Here is a 17125-nt window from a genome sequence, read left to right on the forward strand (position 1 = left end):
CTACAGAGGTTGCTTTTTTTGTGTTTGAAATTGAATTTATTACAAAAAAAGTTCATAAAAATTCCTTATTTTTGCATTTCCAAAAAATAGAAAAAACAATGTCTTTAACAGAACAAGAAATCATCCGAAGAGAAAAATTACAGAAATTGACAGAAATGGGAATCAACGCATTCCCAGCAGATGAATATAAAGTAACACATACTACCCAATCTATAAAACAAAACTTCGAAGAAGGGAAGAAGGTAAATCTTGCCGGTAGATTAATGTCAAGAAGAATTCAAGGGAAAGCTTCTTTTGCAGAATTACAAGATTCTGATGGTAGAATTCAGGTGTATTTTAACCGTGATGAAATCTGTACTGGCGAAGATAAAACATTGTATAATGAAGTTTACAAACATCTTTTAGATATTGGTGATATCATCGGTATTGAAGGTGAATTGTTCAAAACGCAAGTGGGAGAAATGACGGTAATGGTTAAAAATTTTACATTATTAACCAAAGCTCTTCGTCCGCTTCCTTTAGCTAAAACTGATGAAAATGGAGTGGTGCACGATGCTTTCAACGACCCTGAATTGCGTTACAGACAACGTTATGTTGACTTAACTGTAAATCCTCACGTAAAAGAAATTTTTGTGAAAAGAACAAAATTGTTCAACGCCATGAGAACTTTCTTTAATGATGCAGGTTATTTCGAGGTAGAAACGCCTATTTTGCAAGCAATTCCTGGTGGTGCTGCTGCTAGGCCTTTCATTACACATCATAATGCTTTAGACATTCCTTTATATATGAGAATTGCTAACGAATTGTATCTGAAAAGATTGATTGTTGGTGGTTTTGATGGCGTTTACGAATTTTCTAAAAATTTCCGTAACGAAGGAATGGACAGAACCCATAATCCAGAATTTACCGCAATGGAAATTTATGTAGCTTACAAAGACTACAATTGGATGATGGATTTCACCGAAAAATTACTAGAATTCTGTGCGCTTCAAGTAAACGGAACTACCAAAGCTACTTTTGGGGAACACGAAATTGATTTCAAAGCTCCATATCCAAGAGTCTCTATGACGGAGGCCATTCAGAAATTTACTGGTTTTGATATTACGGGAAAATCTGAACAAGAATTGGCTGACTTTGCAAAATCTATCGGAATTGAAGTGAATGAAACCATGGGTAAAGGAAAGTTAATTGATGAAATTTTTGGAGAAAAATGTGAAGGAAACTTTATTCAGCCAACTTTCATTACTGATTATCCTATCGAAATGTCTCCACTTACCAAAAAACACAGAAGCAAAGAAGGGCTTACAGAACGTTTTGAATTAATGGTTTGTGGTAAAGAAATTGCCAATGCATATTCAGAATTAAACGACCCAATCGACCAAAGAGAACGTTTCGAATCTCAAATGGCACTTTCTGAGCGAGGTGACGATGAAGCAATGTTTATAGACCAAGATTTCTTGAGAGCTTTAGAATATGGTATGCCGCCAACTTCTGGTTTAGGAATTGGGATGGATAGATTAATTATGTTCTTGACCAACAATGCGTCTATTCAAGAAGTGTTGTTCTTTCCGCAAATGAGACCAGAGAAAAAAATGCCTACTGTAGAGCTAGGTGAAGACGAAAAAGTCATAATGGAAATATTGAATTCGCAATCAGAAGCGATGGAATTGTCAATAGTTAAAGAAAAATCTCAATTGTCTGGAAAAAAATGGGATAAAGCCACAAAAAATTTAACAAAAAATAATTTAATCAAAGTCGAAAGAATTAACGAAAATTTGATGATGATATTAATTTAATGTTAAATCAATAAAAAAAATCTAAAAGCATTCCGAATCGGAGTGCTTTTTTTGTTTAAACCTTGTATATTTGTAGATAAATTATTTTTATCAAGTTAAAAATATTAACTGCTATAAAGTTTATATTTTTAATTATAATAAAATTAATAATTAAAATATTTCGCAAATTAAAATAATTGCTATGAATTATAATATGTATTTCGTAGCATTGCCTAAAATTTAATGGGGATGAAAAACGGATTATATTTACCACAGTTTGATTTTGATTCATGTGGAGTTGGTTTTGTGGCCAATTTAAAAGGAGTGAAAAGCCATAAGATTGTTTCGGATGCTATTACCATGTTAGAAAACATGGAACACAGAGGAGCAACAGGCTATGAGAAGAGTACTGGTGATGGTGCAGGAATACAGATTCAGATTCCGCACGAGTTTCTTTATGAAAAAGCACTAGAGAATGGCTTTTATTTGCCAGATGTAGGTGATTATGGACTAGGGATGTTATTTTTTCCTAAAGATGACGCGCTGAGAGATGAATGCAAAAGAGTTATTTATAATTCTGCAGAAAAACTCAATTATAAGATTTTAGGGTTTCGTTCTGTACCTGTTAATAACTTCGAAATTGGCGAAACAGCGAGATCTGTAGAACCCGTAATGGAAATGATTTTCATCGAAAAACCGTTTGATGTAACTTCAGACGATGATTTCGAGAGAAAATTGTTTGTTTTTAGAAATTATATTTCTCACCAAATTGCCAATATTACCCAAAATGACCCAATTGGTTTCTATGTAGCTTCTATGTCTTGTAGAAAATTAATCTATAAAGGGCAGTTGCGAAGCGTGCAAATTAGAAATTATTTCAAAGATTTAACAGACCCTAAACTCACTTCCGCTTTCGGAATGATACACTCTAGGTTTGCTACCAATACCAACCCGAATTGGAATCTTGCACAACCATTCCGCTTTTTAGCACATAACGGCGAAATTAATACGGTTCAAGGAAATTTAAACTGGCTTCGTTCTGGCGAAAAAAATCTAGAAAGTCCATATTTTACTCAACAAGAAATGGATATGCTTTTGCCTTTAACCAAACCAAATCAATCAGATTCATCATACTTAGATAATATGGTAGAATTGTTGGTGCATTCTGGCAGAAGTTTACCACACGTAATGATGATGCTCATTCCTGAAGCTTGGGACGGAGACAAGCATATGGAAGATTACAAAAAATATTTCTATGCTTTCCACGCTTGTGTGATGGAACCTTGGGACGGACCAGCTTCTATCTCTTTCACAGATGGAAAAGTAATTGGGGCAACTCTTGATAGAAACGGACTTCGTCCTTCTAGATATTGCGTAACAAGTGATGATACCATTGTAATGGCGTCAGAATCTGGTGCGCTTCCTGTAGATCCTGCAAAAGTGATAAGAAGAGGTAGATTGCAACCAGGGAAAATGTTTTTGGTAGATTTAAAGAAAGGAAGAATCATTAATGATGATGAGTTGAAAAAAGAAATTTGTACTTCTCAACCGTATCAGCAATGGCTAGAAGAAAAGCAAATTAAACTAGACGAACTTCCTGAACCAAGAATGAGATTTACAAGGATTCAGGGGCAAGATGTTCTTAAATTCCAAAAAGCTTTCGGATATTCTAGAGAAGATATAGAAAAAGTGATTAAAGTAATGGCAGAATCTGGCAAAGAACCCATTGGTTCTATGGGATTTGATTCTCCAATTGCGGTTTTAAGCGAAAAACCACAGCATTTAAGTTCTTATTTCAAACAATTATTTGCACAAGTTACCAATCCGCCAATCGACCCAATTCGTGAAAGATTAGTAATGTCTCTTACTACAATTATCGGTGGAAACGGAAATTTATTAACAGGTGACAAAAAATTTGCACATAGTGTAACCTTAGATAATCCAATTTTGGATAATCTTCAATTAGAAAAATTAAGAAGTATTGATACAGGAGATTTCCAAGCGAAAACTTTACAAACCTATTTCAAAGCAGACGGAAAATCAGGTAGTTTGAAAAAAGGAATCGACAGACTTTGCCGTTATGCGATGGATGCGGTGCAAGATGGTTTTGATGTAATTATCCTTTCAGATAGAGCTATAGATTCTAATCACGCTGCAATCCCAAGTTTATTGGCTTGTTCTGCGGTTCATCATCATTTAATAAGAATGGGAGTTCGTAGAAAAGTTGGCTTGGTGGTAGAAGTGGGCGATGCTTGGGAAGTTCATCATTTTGCAACTTTACTCGGTTTTGGTGCAACTGCAATTAATCCATATTTGGCGTTGGCAACCATCAGAGAAATGGTGAATTCTGGCGAAATTAAAGGCGAAGATTATCCTAAAGCAAAGAAAAATTATATTAAATCTGTTGGTGATGGTTTGCTGAAAATTTTCTCAAAAATGGGAATTTCAACGTTGATGTCTTATCAAGGAGCGCAGATTTTTGAAATTATAGGCTTAAATAAATTAGTAGTAAATACTTGTTTTACTGGCGCAATTTCTAGAATTGAAGGACTTGGTTTCGATGATTTGGCAGAAGAAGCATTAGCGAAACATTTTGATGCTTATGCTCCTAAATTTGAACAACCTGTCTTAAATGAAGGCGGTGTTTATCAATGGAAAAGAAAAGGAGAGTACCATATGTACAACCCTCAAACCGTTGATTTATTACAAAAAGCTACAAGAAATAACGATTACGAAACTTTCAAAAAATATTCTAGAGCTGCCAATAATTTAACCAATAATGCAGCAACTCTCAGAAGTTTATTAGAATTTAAAAACGATAGACCAGCCATCCCGATTGAGGAAGTAGAACCTGTAGAAAATATTCTGAAACGTTTTGCGAGTGGTGCAATGTCTTTTGGTTCCATTTCTTACGAAGCGCATTCTACTTTAGCAATTGCAATGAACAGAATTGGTGCAAAAAGTAACACTGGAGAAGGTGGAGAAGACGAAATCCGTTATCAACTCAACGAAAAAGGAGAAAATCTTCGTTCGGCGATTAAACAAGTGGCTTCGGGAAGATTTGGTGTTACAGCAAGATATTTAGCAGAAGCTGATGAAATTCAAATTAAAATGGCGCAAGGTGCAAAACCTGGTGAAGGCGGACAATTACCTGGCGATAAAGTAGATGCTTGGATTGGGAAAACCCGTCACTCAACGCCTGGAGTTGGTTTAATTTCTCCGCCGCCACATCACGATATTTACTCTATTGAAGATTTAGCACAGTTGATTTTCGACCTTAAAAATGCGAATAGACACGCCAGAATTTCTGTAAAATTGGTGTCAAAAGCAGGAGTGGGAACCATTGCAGCTGGTGTTGCAAAAGCAAAAGCAGATCATATTTTGATTTCTGGTTACGATGGCGGAACTGGTGCATCGCCTTTAAGTTCGGTGCGTCACGCTGGTTTACCTTGGGAATTAGGTTTGGTAGAAACGCATCAAACTTTAATTAAACATAAATTAAGACAAAGAGTTACCGTACAAACAGACGGACAAATAAAAACAGGTAGAGATATTGTAATGGCAACTTTAATGGGCGCTGAAGAATGGGGAATTGCCACTTCTGCACTCATCGTTCAAGGTTGTATTTTGATGAGAAAATGCCACGAAAATACTTGTCCAGTTGGTATTGCAACTCAAAACGGTGAATTGAGAAAAAAATTCACAGGAAATGCCGATCATTTGGTGAATTACTTCACGTTCTTGGCAACAGAAACCAGAGAAATTATGGCTTCTTTAGGTTTTAGAACAATTGATGAAATGGTAGGGCAATACCAATGTTTAACCAAAAGAGAAGATTTAAAATTCTGGAAAGCTAAAACCGTTGACTTAAGTGCGTTTTTACAAAAAATGGACACTGAATTGCCTCTAACAAAAGCTGAACCTCAAGAAGATGAGTTGATAGATTCATTGTCTTGGAAATTGATTGAAGCGGCTCAAAACGCCATCGAAAATAACGGAAAATGTGAAGCAGAATTCAATATCATCAATACAGATAGAACGGTTGGGACGATTCTTTCTCACGAATTAACCAAAATTTACAAATCCGAAGGAATGCCAGAAGATGCTTTGAGGTTTAATTTCAAAGGAACTGCTGGACAAAGTTTCGGGGCGTTCTGCAACAAAGGAATTACGATGAAATTGGAAGGCGACGGAAACGATTATTTCGGAAAAGGACTTTCTGGTGGTAAATTGGTAGTTCATCCTGATAGAAGTTCTACTTTCAAAGCCAATGAAAACAGTATTATTGGAAACGTAGCTTTATACGGTGCAACCAGCGGAAAAGTTTTCATCAACGGAATGGCGGGAGAACGTTTCTGCGTAAGAAATTCTGGTGCAACTGCTGTTGTAGAAGGAGTAGGAGCTCACGGTTGCGAATATATGACTGGTGGAACTGTAGTGGTTTTAGGTGGAGTTGGTAAAAATTTCGGAGCAGGAATGAGTGGCGGAATCGCTTATATTTGGGATGTGAACGAAACTTTGAAACAAAATTTCAATCCTGATATGGCAGATTTAGAAGGTTTGACGGAAAAAGATAAAAACACCATCAAAAATTTAGTGGAAGAACACGTGAAGGAAACCGATAGTGATTTAGGGAAATATTTGTTGCAAGATTTTGAAGAAAATTTAAAATATTTCGTGAAAGTTTTCCCGAGAGATTACAAAAAAGTATTGGAAAAACAAGGCGTGGAATTTTAGAATTAATAAAGTTTGAATGGGTTTAAAATCGTTTGAAATTGTTCGATGAGTTCCGTAGGAACGAACGATTTCATAGCATTGGAATTCATTCCAATGAATAATAGGAACGAACGATATCAATTTATTCCAATGAATAAAAAAAATCATCAGAATTACAAAAATTTAAAAAAATGGGAAAAACAGACGGTTTTTTATTATATAAAAGAGAATTACCAACTAAAGATGCAGTAGCAGATAGAGTTCAGCATTACAAAGAATTTCAACATTTGCCATCAGCAGAATTATTAAACAAGCAATCTGCAAGATGTATGAATTGCGGAATTCCTTTCTGTATGAGTGGTTGTCCGCTCGGAAATGTAATTCCAGAATTTAATGATGCGGTATATAAAGAAGAGTGGAAAAAAGCCTACGATATTTTAAGCACTACCAATCCTTTTCCAGAATTTACGGGAAGAATTTGTCCTGCTCCTTGCGAAGGTTCTTGCGTTTTAGGAATTAACGAATTGCCAGTAACAATAGAAGAAGTAGAGAAAAATATTATCGAAATTGCCTATCAAAACGGTTATGTAAAACCTAGGCTTCCTTTAAAAAGAACGGGCAAAAAAGTAGCTGTAATTGGTTCTGGACCTTCTGGTTTAGCAGCAGCCGAAAAATTGAATCAATTGGGACATTCGGTAACTGTTTTTGAAAGAGAATCTGAAGTGGGTGGTTTGTTGAGATTCGGAATTCCAGATTTTAAATTAGATAAATCTGTGGTAAAACGAAGAGCCGACTTAATGAAAGCAGAAGGGATTGAATTCAAAACCAATACTTTGGTGGGCAAAGATTATTCTGCAGAACAACTCAATAGAGAATTTCACGCAATTGTTTTAGCGATGGGTTCTACCGTCCCTAGAAATTTACCTATCCCAAATCGCGATGCAAAAGGCGTTTATTTTGCGATGGAATATCTCCGTCAAAACAACAAGAAAGTAAGTAATATTGCTTTTACGGAAGATAATATAGATGCTAAAGGTAAAAAAGTGTTGGTAATTGGTGGTGGAGATACGGGTTCAGATTGCATCGGAACAGCGAATAGACAAGGTGCAACAGAAGTTCATCAAATTGAAATTATGCCAACTCCGCCTTCACAACGTGATGAAACCATGCCTTGGCCAATGTATCCTATGATTCTGAAAACCACCACTTCTCACGAAGAAGGTTGCACTAGAAAATGGGCGATTAATGCCAAAGAATTTATAAAAGACGAAGCAGGAAATCTAAAAGGTTTAAAAGCCGTAGAAATAGAGTGGAGCAAAGATCCTGTTACAAAAAGATACACCACATTTGTAGAAAAACCAGACACAGAATTTACCATAGAATGTGATTTGGCTTTCTTGGCAATGGGTTTCTTACACGTAGAACAAAAAGGAATAGTAGAAGATTTAGAAATCAATCTTGACCCAAGAGGAAATTTAATCGGTAAAGAAGGAGAATATAGCACCAATCAAGAGAAAGTTTTCAGTTGTGGAGACGCCAGAAGAGGGCAATCTTTGGTAGTTTGGGCAATAAGCGAAGGTTTGCAGTGCGCCGAAAAAGTAGATGCATTTTTGATATAATCCTAAATCAAATTATATTTTTTGAGGGGAGGTTTTCTACGGAGAGCTTCCTCTTTTGTTTTTAATTAAATTTTGAGTTGATTTTTCTCCTAGTTTTTGGTATAATTATTGAATGTTTTTATAAACTAAAACTATTTCCCAATGAAAAAATACAACAATTTTCTAGCTGTTATACTACTGAGTGTAATAGCAATTTCTTGTGCAGTAAATTATACAACGCCTGGTGGTGATGTTAAAATTTCAAATTTAGCCGATGAAGATATTTCTAAAATTCTTCAAAATAAACCTTCAGCAGAATTTCCTGTAAATATTGCTGTTGCAAGAATTCAAGCTCCTAATTATACCAATTATGTGTACCAAAATAGGTATGCTAGAACCGAAAATTCGGGACAAAATTTCAGTATGATTCTTACACGTGATGCAGATGAAGAGGTTTCGTTTGCAGAATTGGGCAAACTAAAAGGGATTAAGCAGATTTCGCCATTCAATAAATTGCTTTTACCCTATAATTACAAAACAATTAAAGATTTGAGATTAGCTGCAGCAAAAATGAAAGCGAGTATGCTTTTGGTTTATACTTTTGACAGTCAATTTAGTATAGATAATAAAAATTATGGACCTCAAAATATATTTTCATTGGGTTACCTCAAAAATAAAAATGTAAAAGTAAGAACCACAGCATCTGCTGCTTTGTTTGATGTTCAAACGGAATATTTATACGGTTTGGCAGAAGCTACAGCAGAGCAAAATAAAACATCTAATGCATGGAAAAAACAAGATGAAGTAGATAACTTAAGGATTGAAACTGAAAAAGAATCTTTTAAAAAACTCAGCTCTCAGATTAAAGAAATGTGGAATGGAGTAGTGGATGAGTACAAAAAATAGTTTGTTTATCAGTCAGTTTTGGTAGATATTGATATGGAAGTTTTCTGTGGAAAACTTCCTCTTTTTTGCTTTCGTATCTCGTTAAATTTTCCGATATTTGTAAGTCTTTGAAAAAAGCAAAAATTTAATCAATAATTATATAAAATAAACTCGCTGAAAGCCAAAAGCAGAAAGCAGAAAGCATTTATTATGAGTCAAAAACAATATACAGCAAGTAGCATTCAATCGTTAGAAGGGATAGAACACGTACGTCTTAGACCTTCTATGTACATTGGTGATGTTGGGGTAAGAGGTCTTCATCACTTGGTTTATGAAGTAGTAGATAACTCTATAGACGAAGCTTTGGCAGGACATTGCGACACTATTTCTGTAACGATTCACGAAGGTGACGGAATTTCTGTAAAAGATAACGGTAGAGGTATTCCTGTAGATTTCCACGAAAAAGAACAAAAATCTGCGCTAGAAGTGGTAATGACCAAAATCGGTGCTGGTGGTAAGTTTGATAAAGATTCTTACAAAGTTTCTGGTGGTCTTCACGGTGTGGGGGTGTCTTGTGTTAATGCACTTTCTACTTCTTTAGTAGCTACTGTTTCTAGAGATGGTAAAATATATCAACAAAAATATTCTAAAGGTAGAGCACTAGCAGATGTGCAAGAAATAGGAACCACTGCAGAAAGAGGTACAGAAGTTTTCTTTCAACCAGATGATTCTATTTTTCAAGAATTGGTTTACAATTATGATACATTAGCTTCTCGTCTTAGAGAATTGGCTTTTTTAAATAAAGGAATCAATATTGTTCTTACAGACGAAAGAGTAAAAAATGAAGATGGATCATTCAAAACTGAAAGATTTTTCTCAGAAGGTGGTCTTAAAGAATTTGTAGAATATATCGATGGTAATCGTGAGTCTATTATGGAGCACGTAATCTTTATGGAAGGCGAAAGAGACGATATTCCGGTAGAAGTGGCGATGCGTTACAATACTTCTTTTAACGAAAATCTTCACTCTTATGTCAATAATATCAATACACACGAAGGAGGAACTCACCTTGCAGGTTTTAGAAGAGCTCTTACAAGAACGCTTAAAAAATATGCCGATGAATTAGGACTTCCTGCAAAAGAAAAAGTAGAAGTTACAGGGGATGATTTCCGTGAAGGTCTTACTGCAGTAATTTCTGTAAAAGTGATGGAACCTCAGTTCGAAGGTCAAACCAAAACCAAATTAGGAAACTCCGAAGTTTCAGGAGCGGTAGATAAAATCGTTGGCGAAATGCTAACCAATTTCTTAGAAGAAAATCCAAACGAAGCGAAAACCATAGTTCAGAAAGTAGTTTTGGCGGCTAAAGCAAGACAAGCTGCTAAAAAAGCTAGAGAAATGGTACAACGTAAATCTCCATTAGGAGGTTCTGGTTTGCCAGGTAAATTGGCAGATTGTTCTTCTAAAGACCCTGAAATTTCTGAAATTTTCTTAGTAGAGGGAGATTCTGCAGGTGGTACTGCTAAACAAGGTAGAGATAGACATTTCCAAGCGATTCTTCCATTGAGAGGTAAAATCTTAAACGTAGAAAAATCAATGCTTCACAAAGTGTATGATAATGAAGAAATCAGAAATATATACACTGCACTTGGGGTTTCTGTAGGTACTGAAGAAGATAGCAAAGCTCTTAATATTTCTAAACTAAGATATCACAAAGTAGTAATTATGACCGATGCTGATATTGATGGTTCTCACATTTCTACTTTAATTCTTACTTTCTTCTTCAGATATATGAAGGAATTGATAGAGCAAGGCTATGTTTACATCGCTCAACCACCTTTGTATCTATTGAAAAAAGGAAAAAAAGAAATGTACGCTTACAACGAAAAAGAAAGAGAGGCCATGATAGCTGAAATGTCTACTGATGGCAAAGGCGTAGAAATACAACGTTACAAAGGTCTTGGAGAGATGAATGCAGAGCAACTTTGGGAAACTACACTAAATCCTGAACACCGTATTCTGAAACAAGTGACCATAGAAAGCTTGGCAGATGCAGATAATGTATTTTCTATGTTGATGGGTGACGAAGTTCCACCACGAAGAGAATTTATCGAGAAAAACGCAGTCTATGCTAATATTGATGCGTAAAATAATATAAATTAAACCGACTTTTTAGTCGGTTTTTTTTAAAATTAAAATAACCATGAAAAATTTCTTATTTATTGTATTAACACTTTTTACTCAATTTTTTTTTTCTCAGTTTAATTCTTTTGATTCCAAAATTATGGTAAAAGAAGCCTCACTAATAGACAAAGAGGCTCCTGCTGAAATAGTTTATAATTCTGTAACTTATAAAATAGATATTGATGATAGAGTTGTGTATCAAAAATATTTTAGAAGAATTAAAATTTATGATAAAAATCGTTCCGAGAAATGGCTTAATATGAGCATTCCTTTGTATAATCAAAATAATATTAAGGAAAAAATTCTGTCTTTTGAAGCAAAAATATATAATTTAAACCAAGGTAAATTAGATGTAATGCCCATAGATGATACGTCTAAATTTGTACAAAAAGAAGGTAAGAATGTAGCTTTAACAAAAATAGCTTTCCCTAATATTAAAAATGGTTCTGTAATAGAATACAGTTATGAAATTAAATCTCCATTCATAAGGAGTCTTCCCATCTTTTACGTAGAATCTGAAATTCCAATAGAAAAATCTGAGTTTCTTTTATACAATACAGATTTGCTTAATTATATAGTAAATTACTCAGGAGAAATAGCCCCAACAAAAAAGACAAAAGAGAAAACAAAGTTTGGAAGTGTTGAAAAATATACTTTTGAAAATATAAAGCCTATTAAATTTGAAAATTTTGTAAATAATATAGATAATTACAAAACTCAAATAAAATCAATTCTAAGTTCTGTAAATATTTATGACTTCGAACTTTTTAATTATAATGTTACTTGGGATTATGTAAAAAATGAATTATATAAAAATGAAAACTTCGGTCAACTTCTCAACAAATCTTATGTTGCAAGAAAAGTTATAGATGATGATATTAAGAAAGAAAAAAATCCATTGATAAAAGCAAATAAAATTTTTAAAAAAATTAAGAATGAATATGTTTGGAATAATAATAACGGAATTTTCGCTGAGAATGGTTTTAAGACATTAATTAGTGATAAAGTAGGTAATGTAGCAGATATAAACTTATTTCTAGTGGCAGCAATGCGTGAAGCAAAATTAAAAGCCAATCCTGCTATTACAGCAACTGTTGATTATGGTCTACCTAATATTAAGACTCCTAATTTATACAGTTTTAATTATATTATTGCATGTCTAGAGTTAGATGGAAAAATATATTTATATGATGCAACAAGTAAAAATTCTTACGAAAACTTATTGCCAACTAGAGCTTGGAACTCGTTTGGATATGTATTGAGAGAAGATAAAGGATTTCCTATTCATATTTATAACGAAACATTGAGTGATGATTTTACAACTTATGATTTAACACTTGATAATCAGAATGATATTTTAGCAAACCTTACAAATCATAAAAGTGCTAGTTTAGCATTACAAGCCAAAGAAATGTTTGATAATAAGACTGATGAGCTAAATGAATATTATAATCAAAATCTTGAAAATATTAATATTAAAGAATTTATTGATGATAAGTTTGAGTTTTCAGCAAAATTAAAATCATTAAAAATTATAGATAAATTTAATGAAAAATTAGTTTTGAATCCAATATTACTTCTCAATTCTAATTCATATAATTTTAATCAAACTAATGAAAGAAAATACCCTATAGAATTTTTATCACCCATAAATAAAGTAACTAAAATTATTTTTAGAATTCCAGATGATTATGATGTCTTAGAAATACCAAAGCCAAAAAAAATAAAAACAGATGACGGCGAATTAGTTTATGAGTATGATGTACAATTAAATCAAAGAACTTTGGTAATTGTTTCTAAAATGAAGATCTTAAGTTCTAGTTATCCCAAAGAATATTACCCGATATTTAAACAATTTTTTGAAGTAAAGAATAATTCAGAAAACCAAAGTATTATCCTAAATAAGAATTAGATTAAAAATAATGTTGAAAAAAAGAAGCATTGAAAAATGCTTCTTTTTGTTTTTTAGAACCAACCCTTCTTACCGACTTGGTAAGTATTATAAAAGTCTTCGTCTGATTTTGTAAGGTAAATAATTCCTTCAATCAATCCTATCAAAGCGCCAACTCCGCATGCTAGTCCTAAAATAAGTTGAATAATACCTTCTTTTGTGTAACCTAGTATGAATTTGTGTACACCAAAGCCTCCTAATAATATAGCCAATACACCAGCCAATACCTTCTTGTTTTCTTGATTTTCCATTTTCTCAATTTTGTTTTTTCAAAAATAATTAATTTTAATTCATATTCCATAAAATAATGGTAATTTTTATTGAATCTTTAAAACTATGGTAAGGTTTTTGCTAAATTTGATTCATAAAATCAACACAATGAAAAAAATATTTTACTTCTTCTCATTACTACTTATTGCAAGTTCTTGTAATAAAATGAATCAAACCAAACCCATCACTATTATTCCTGAAAATAAAGTAGCCCTACCCAAAGAATTATCGGCAGTAGATTCTATTAAAATTGATGATTCTACCAGAATAAACGAAGTTTTGACAGCTAAGTTTTCTTCAAAAATTTTAATATTCTCAAATTTGAACAATAAAAAAATTGCGGATAGTATTTATCATTATGCAGAGATCAATCCACTAAAAGATTATAATTTTAGAAATTTGGATTTAGAATTGCAAGCCCAAAAAGAGGCTTATTTTGATTCTGTTAAAAAAAATTCTAAAGACTTTAAACCTAGTTTTAAGCAAACTTGGGAAGAAAATTCATCTATGGATTTTCATTCTTTAAAAAATGATATTTTGACTATAATGTATCAAAATGACGGTTACAGTGGTGGTGCGCACGGCTACTACAATATTCTGTACAAAAATTTTGATCTTAAAAAAAATTCGGTCATTCAAGTTTCTGATGTTTTTAAAGATGCTAAAAGCCAAGAGATAAGTGATTTGTTAATGAAATATTTTTCCAACAAAGAACAAAAAGAGATGCTTTTAGAACAAAAAATTACAGCCAATAATAATTTTTATTTTGATGATGAAAGCATCACTTTCGTATACAATCACTATGAAATTACGGCTTACGCAGCAGGTGTAGTAGAAATTACAATTCCGTTTTCAGATTTAAAACCCTACTTAAAACCTGATTTTATTTCTAGAAATAACCTAAAATAATTTCCGTAATTTTGCACCTATGCAAAAAATAGCCTTCATTATCAATCCATTTTCCTCCAAAGGAAATTATCAACCACTTCTAGAACAACTAAAGAAGAAGATAGAAAATCCTTTGGTTTATATTTCAGATTCCATCAACGGAACTGATGATTTTATCAAAAAAAATTGGGGAAATGTTGAGGTTTTTGTAGCAATTGGTGGTGATGGTACAATCTCTACCGTGGCTAAAAGCATTATTAACAGTGATAAAATTTTAGGAATTATTCCTGCGGGCTCTGGTAACGGTTTTGCCAATGAAACTAAATTTAATATTGAATTAGACCAGTTTCTCCAAAAATTAGAAACTCAAGATTTTAAAGAAATTGATACCTTTACCGTGAATGGTAGATTTTCGATTAATGTTGCAGGAGTAGGCTTTGATGGGGCAGTAGTAGAGGCTTTCGAAAAGACTTCCAGAGGTTTTAAAAATTATATCAAAACGTCTATACAGACGTATTTTAAGTACCAACCTATCAAAATTACTTTTGAAGAAAAATACAAAAAATACAATGGCAAATATTTAATGATGAATATTGCCAATACACGCCAATTCGGGAATAATGCCTATATCGCTCCACAAGCTAGCAAAAGCGATGGTTTGCTAGAAATTGCTTTGGTCAAAAAATTTCCTTTTACACACGCTGCCACTTTTGCCTACAGAATGTTTACCAAAAAATTGGTAGAAAATCAGTATTTAAAATACATTTCTGTCTCAGAAATTGAATTTTCGGTAAATTCTAATTTATGGCATTTAGACGGCGAGTTCAACAATATTGAGTCTCCTATCAAAGTAAAAGTTTTACCAAAAAGTTTGAGGATTTTAGTCTAAAATTAATCTCCTAACCCTTTTTTATACCTTTCCAGAGCGCGTTCTCTTGCAAATTTATGTTCTATAATAGGTTTGGGATAACGTGAAGTTCCAAATTCTTTTACCCATTTTTTGATGTAAATAAAATCTGGGTCAAATTTTTTCTGTTGTTCCTCCGGATTAAAAACCCTGAAATAAGGTGCTGCATCACAACCACTTCCTGCGCTCCATTGCCAGTTTCCATTGTTGGCACTCAGGTCGTAATCCATCAATTTTTCTGCAAAATAGGCTTCACCCAAACGCCAATCGGCCAATAAATGTTTGGTCAAAAAACTAGCACAGACCATTCTCACTCTATTGTGCATCAATCCGGTTTCGTTTAGTTCACGCATTCCCGCATCTACAATAGGGTAGCCTGTTTTTCCTTCGCACCATTTTTGGAACATCACTTCATTATTTTCCCAGTCTATGTTATCATATTTTTCTTTAAATGAATGATGAACCACTTTCGGAAAATGCCACAAAATTTGCATAAAAAATTCCCTCCAAATCAATTCTTTTAAATACGTATTATCATGAAGTTCACTCGCCAATTTCACTAATTTTCGAGTACTAATGGTCCCGAAACGCAGATGAACACTCATTTGAGAGGTTTCTTTGGTAGGTAAATTTCGGGTTTCGTGGTATTTTTCTAGAATTTCGAGATTAATTTTTGGCGGTTCAAACTGATAATTGGTTTTTTTGAAGCCTATACTTTCTAAAGTGAAGTTTTGCGCTTTGATTTCAAATAAATTCTCTATTTTTTTTTCAGAAGGAAAGATTTCCAAAGGTTTTTCTTGAAATTTTAAAAGCCATTGTCTAGAATAAGGGGTATATACGGTGTATGGTTTACCATCTGCCTTTACAATTTCGTCTTTTTGGAAGATTACTTGGTCTTTGAATTGATGAAAATTTATATTTTTTGAAGCTAAAAAATCTTTTACTTCTTGGTCTCTTTTAATGGCATAAGGTTCATAATCCTCGTTGCAAAAAACACTTTCAATGTCATATTGTTGGCTCAGATTTTCATATATTTCTATAGGTTTTCCAAAGAAAATCTGAATAGATTTACCTTGTTTTTCTAGGTATTCATTGAGTTTTTCTAGAGCTTGAAAAATAAAATCTACCCGTTTGTCTTCTTTATTTTCAAGTTTTTCTAAAATATCGGTATCAAAAATAAATATTGGCAACACGGGAAGCCCAGATTGTAAAGCCTTATACAAACCGTTATTGTCGATTAACCGTAAATCTCTTCTGAACCAAAATAAATTGAGCCTTGTTTTCATCAAAATTTTAATAAAGAATTAAATTAATGAGTTGATTTCATCAATTTCTGCGGTTTTATATTCTTGATAAATATGGAAATGAAACTCATTGAGTTTTCTTAGAAGCTTCAATAAATTTTCTTTTTCTTCTTCTTCTAATTTGGCAGATAAAACTCTAGAAGTTACCGTAACATCATTGATGGATTCTACAAACATTTTTTTTCCTAAATCGGTCAACTTTAATCGGGTAGTTCTCTTGTCATTTTCATCCGGGAATTCTTCTACCAGATTGTTTTTTACCATTCTTTTAATGATTTCTATGCCGGTTTGTTTTTCGTGGGCGTTTCGCTCTACCAATTGCATTTTGGTAAGAGTTTCTTCGTCCATCAATCGGTAGAGATAGGTGAATTCTTCGTTTGCCAATTGCGGAAAATCTTTCAAACCACGTCTTATCATTTGCTTGGTGAATCGGCCTAAAAGAATGACTTGTTTGGCAATTTCGTTTTCTAAATCAAAAACTTTTTGGTTTTCTTTTTTGAATAATTCAGTAGGGTTCACTGCATTATACGCTTTTTCGTTTAACCAAATTCTAAATTCTTCGATTGTGGCGTTGGTTTTGTTTTTTTCTTTTTGAAATTCATCAATTTCAAGAATTACATTAATTAAAAAGTTGGTATTCATCATTTTTC

The 17125-nt window shown here is 33.2% G+C and carries 11 protein-coding genes; 8 read left to right on the forward strand and 3 right to left on the reverse strand.

All coding sequences use genetic code 11. From position 1 onward, the window contains the following. Positions 1 to 98: 98 nt before the first annotated feature. The 6 genes from lysS to IEW40_RS00215 all read left to right on the forward strand — a co-directional run bounded on the left by lysS (position 99) and on the right by IEW40_RS00215 (position 13067). Positions 99 to 1796, forward strand: coding sequence for a lysine--tRNA ligase (gene lysS / locus IEW40_RS00190; protein ID WP_188616058.1), 1698 nt, complete (start codon positions 99 to 101; stop codon positions 1794 to 1796). 228 nt (positions 1797 to 2024) lie between these two features. Beyond that, positions 2025 to 6512 carry a glutamate synthase large subunit gene (gltB, locus tag IEW40_RS00195; protein WP_188616059.1) on the forward strand — a complete coding sequence of 1496 codons (4488 nt, stop codon included), beginning with the start codon at positions 2025 to 2027 and terminating at the stop codon, positions 6510 to 6512. Between the two features lie 170 nt (positions 6513 to 6682). Continuing rightward, complete coding sequence (locus IEW40_RS00200) at positions 6683 to 8110, forward strand: glutamate synthase subunit beta (RefSeq protein WP_188616060.1); 1428 nt, start codon at positions 6683 to 6685, stop codon at positions 8108 to 8110. A 141-nt stretch (positions 8111 to 8251) separates the two neighbouring features. Beyond that, positions 8252 to 8995: a hypothetical protein gene (locus IEW40_RS00205; RefSeq protein ID WP_188616061.1), complete on the forward strand. Its 744-nt coding sequence runs from the start codon at positions 8252 to 8254 to the stop codon at positions 8993 to 8995. A 189-nt stretch (positions 8996 to 9184) separates the two neighbouring features. Beyond that, the gene (gene gyrB, locus IEW40_RS00210) at positions 9185 to 11119 is read left to right on the forward strand and encodes a DNA topoisomerase (ATP-hydrolyzing) subunit B (protein ID WP_188616062.1); all 1935 of its coding nucleotides are present in this window, start codon (positions 9185 to 9187) and stop codon (positions 11117 to 11119) included. A gap of 55 nt (positions 11120 to 11174) precedes the next feature. Next, the gene (locus IEW40_RS00215) at positions 11175 to 13067 is read left to right on the forward strand and encodes a DUF3858 domain-containing protein (protein ID WP_188616063.1); all 1893 of its coding nucleotides are present in this window, start codon (positions 11175 to 11177) and stop codon (positions 13065 to 13067) included. A gap of 53 nt (positions 13068 to 13120) precedes the next feature. Here IEW40_RS00215 and IEW40_RS00220 read toward each other — a convergent pair whose 3' ends face one another. Beyond that, positions 13121 to 13357: a TM2 domain-containing protein gene (locus IEW40_RS00220; protein ID WP_188616064.1), complete on the reverse strand. Its 237-nt coding sequence runs from the start codon at positions 13355 to 13357 to the stop codon at positions 13121 to 13123. A gap of 127 nt (positions 13358 to 13484) precedes the next feature. Here IEW40_RS00220 and IEW40_RS00225 point away from each other — a divergent pair, with 127 nt between their 5' ends. Next, positions 13485 to 14285 carry a DUF3298 and DUF4163 domain-containing protein gene (locus IEW40_RS00225; protein WP_188616065.1) on the forward strand — a complete coding sequence of 267 codons (801 nt, stop codon included), beginning with the start codon at positions 13485 to 13487 and terminating at the stop codon, positions 14283 to 14285. Positions 14286 to 14304: 19 nt separating this feature from the next. Next, positions 14305 to 15153 (forward strand): diacylglycerol/lipid kinase family protein, encoded by an 849-nt coding sequence (locus IEW40_RS00230; protein ID WP_188616066.1) that lies wholly within the window; start codon positions 14305 to 14307, stop codon positions 15151 to 15153. Positions 15154 to 15155: 2 nt separating this feature from the next. On the opposite strand, the gene IEW40_RS00235 is transcribed toward IEW40_RS00230, so the two are convergent. Next, positions 15156 to 16457 carry a cryptochrome/photolyase family protein gene (locus IEW40_RS00235; RefSeq protein WP_188616067.1) on the reverse strand — a complete coding sequence of 434 codons (1302 nt, stop codon included), beginning with the start codon at positions 16455 to 16457 and terminating at the stop codon, positions 15156 to 15158. Positions 16458 to 16475: 18 nt separating this feature from the next. Next, positions 16476 to 17120, reverse strand: coding sequence for a MarR family winged helix-turn-helix transcriptional regulator (locus IEW40_RS00240; RefSeq protein WP_229663336.1), 645 nt, complete (start codon positions 17118 to 17120; stop codon positions 16476 to 16478). Positions 17121 to 17125 lie beyond the last annotated feature (5 nt).

The organism is Cloacibacterium rupense (genome assembly GCF_014645495.1).
Lineage (GTDB): Bacteria > Bacteroidota > Bacteroidia > Flavobacteriales > Weeksellaceae > Cloacibacterium > Cloacibacterium rupense.

Coding starts and splice junctions, on each gene's coding strand:
- lysS (WP_188616058.1), top strand. CDS start 99: ATGTCTTTAACAGAACAAGAAATCATCCGAAGAGAAAAATTACAGAAA.
- gltB (WP_188616059.1), top strand. CDS start 2,025: ATGAAAAACGGATTATATTTACCACAGTTTGATTTTGATTCATGTGGA.
- IEW40_RS00200 (WP_188616060.1), top strand. CDS start 6,683: ATGGGAAAAACAGACGGTTTTTTATTATATAAAAGAGAATTACCAACT.
- IEW40_RS00205 (WP_188616061.1), top strand. CDS start 8,252: ATGAAAAAATACAACAATTTTCTAGCTGTTATACTACTGAGTGTAATA.
- gyrB (WP_188616062.1), top strand. CDS start 9,185: ATGAGTCAAAAACAATATACAGCAAGTAGCATTCAATCGTTAGAAGGG.
- IEW40_RS00215 (WP_188616063.1), top strand. CDS start 11,175: ATGAAAAATTTCTTATTTATTGTATTAACACTTTTTACTCAATTTTTT.
- IEW40_RS00220 (WP_188616064.1), bottom strand. CDS start 13,357: ATGGAAAATCAAGAAAACAAGAAGGTATTGGCTGGTGTATTGGCTATA.
- IEW40_RS00225 (WP_188616065.1), top strand. CDS start 13,485: ATGAAAAAAATATTTTACTTCTTCTCATTACTACTTATTGCAAGTTCT.
- IEW40_RS00230 (WP_188616066.1), top strand. CDS start 14,305: ATGCAAAAAATAGCCTTCATTATCAATCCATTTTCCTCCAAAGGAAAT.
- IEW40_RS00235 (WP_188616067.1), bottom strand. CDS start 16,457: ATGAAAACAAGGCTCAATTTATTTTGGTTCAGAAGAGATTTACGGTTA.
- IEW40_RS00240 (WP_229663336.1), bottom strand. CDS start 17,120: ATGATGAATACCAACTTTTTAATTAATGTAATTCTTGAAATTGATGAA.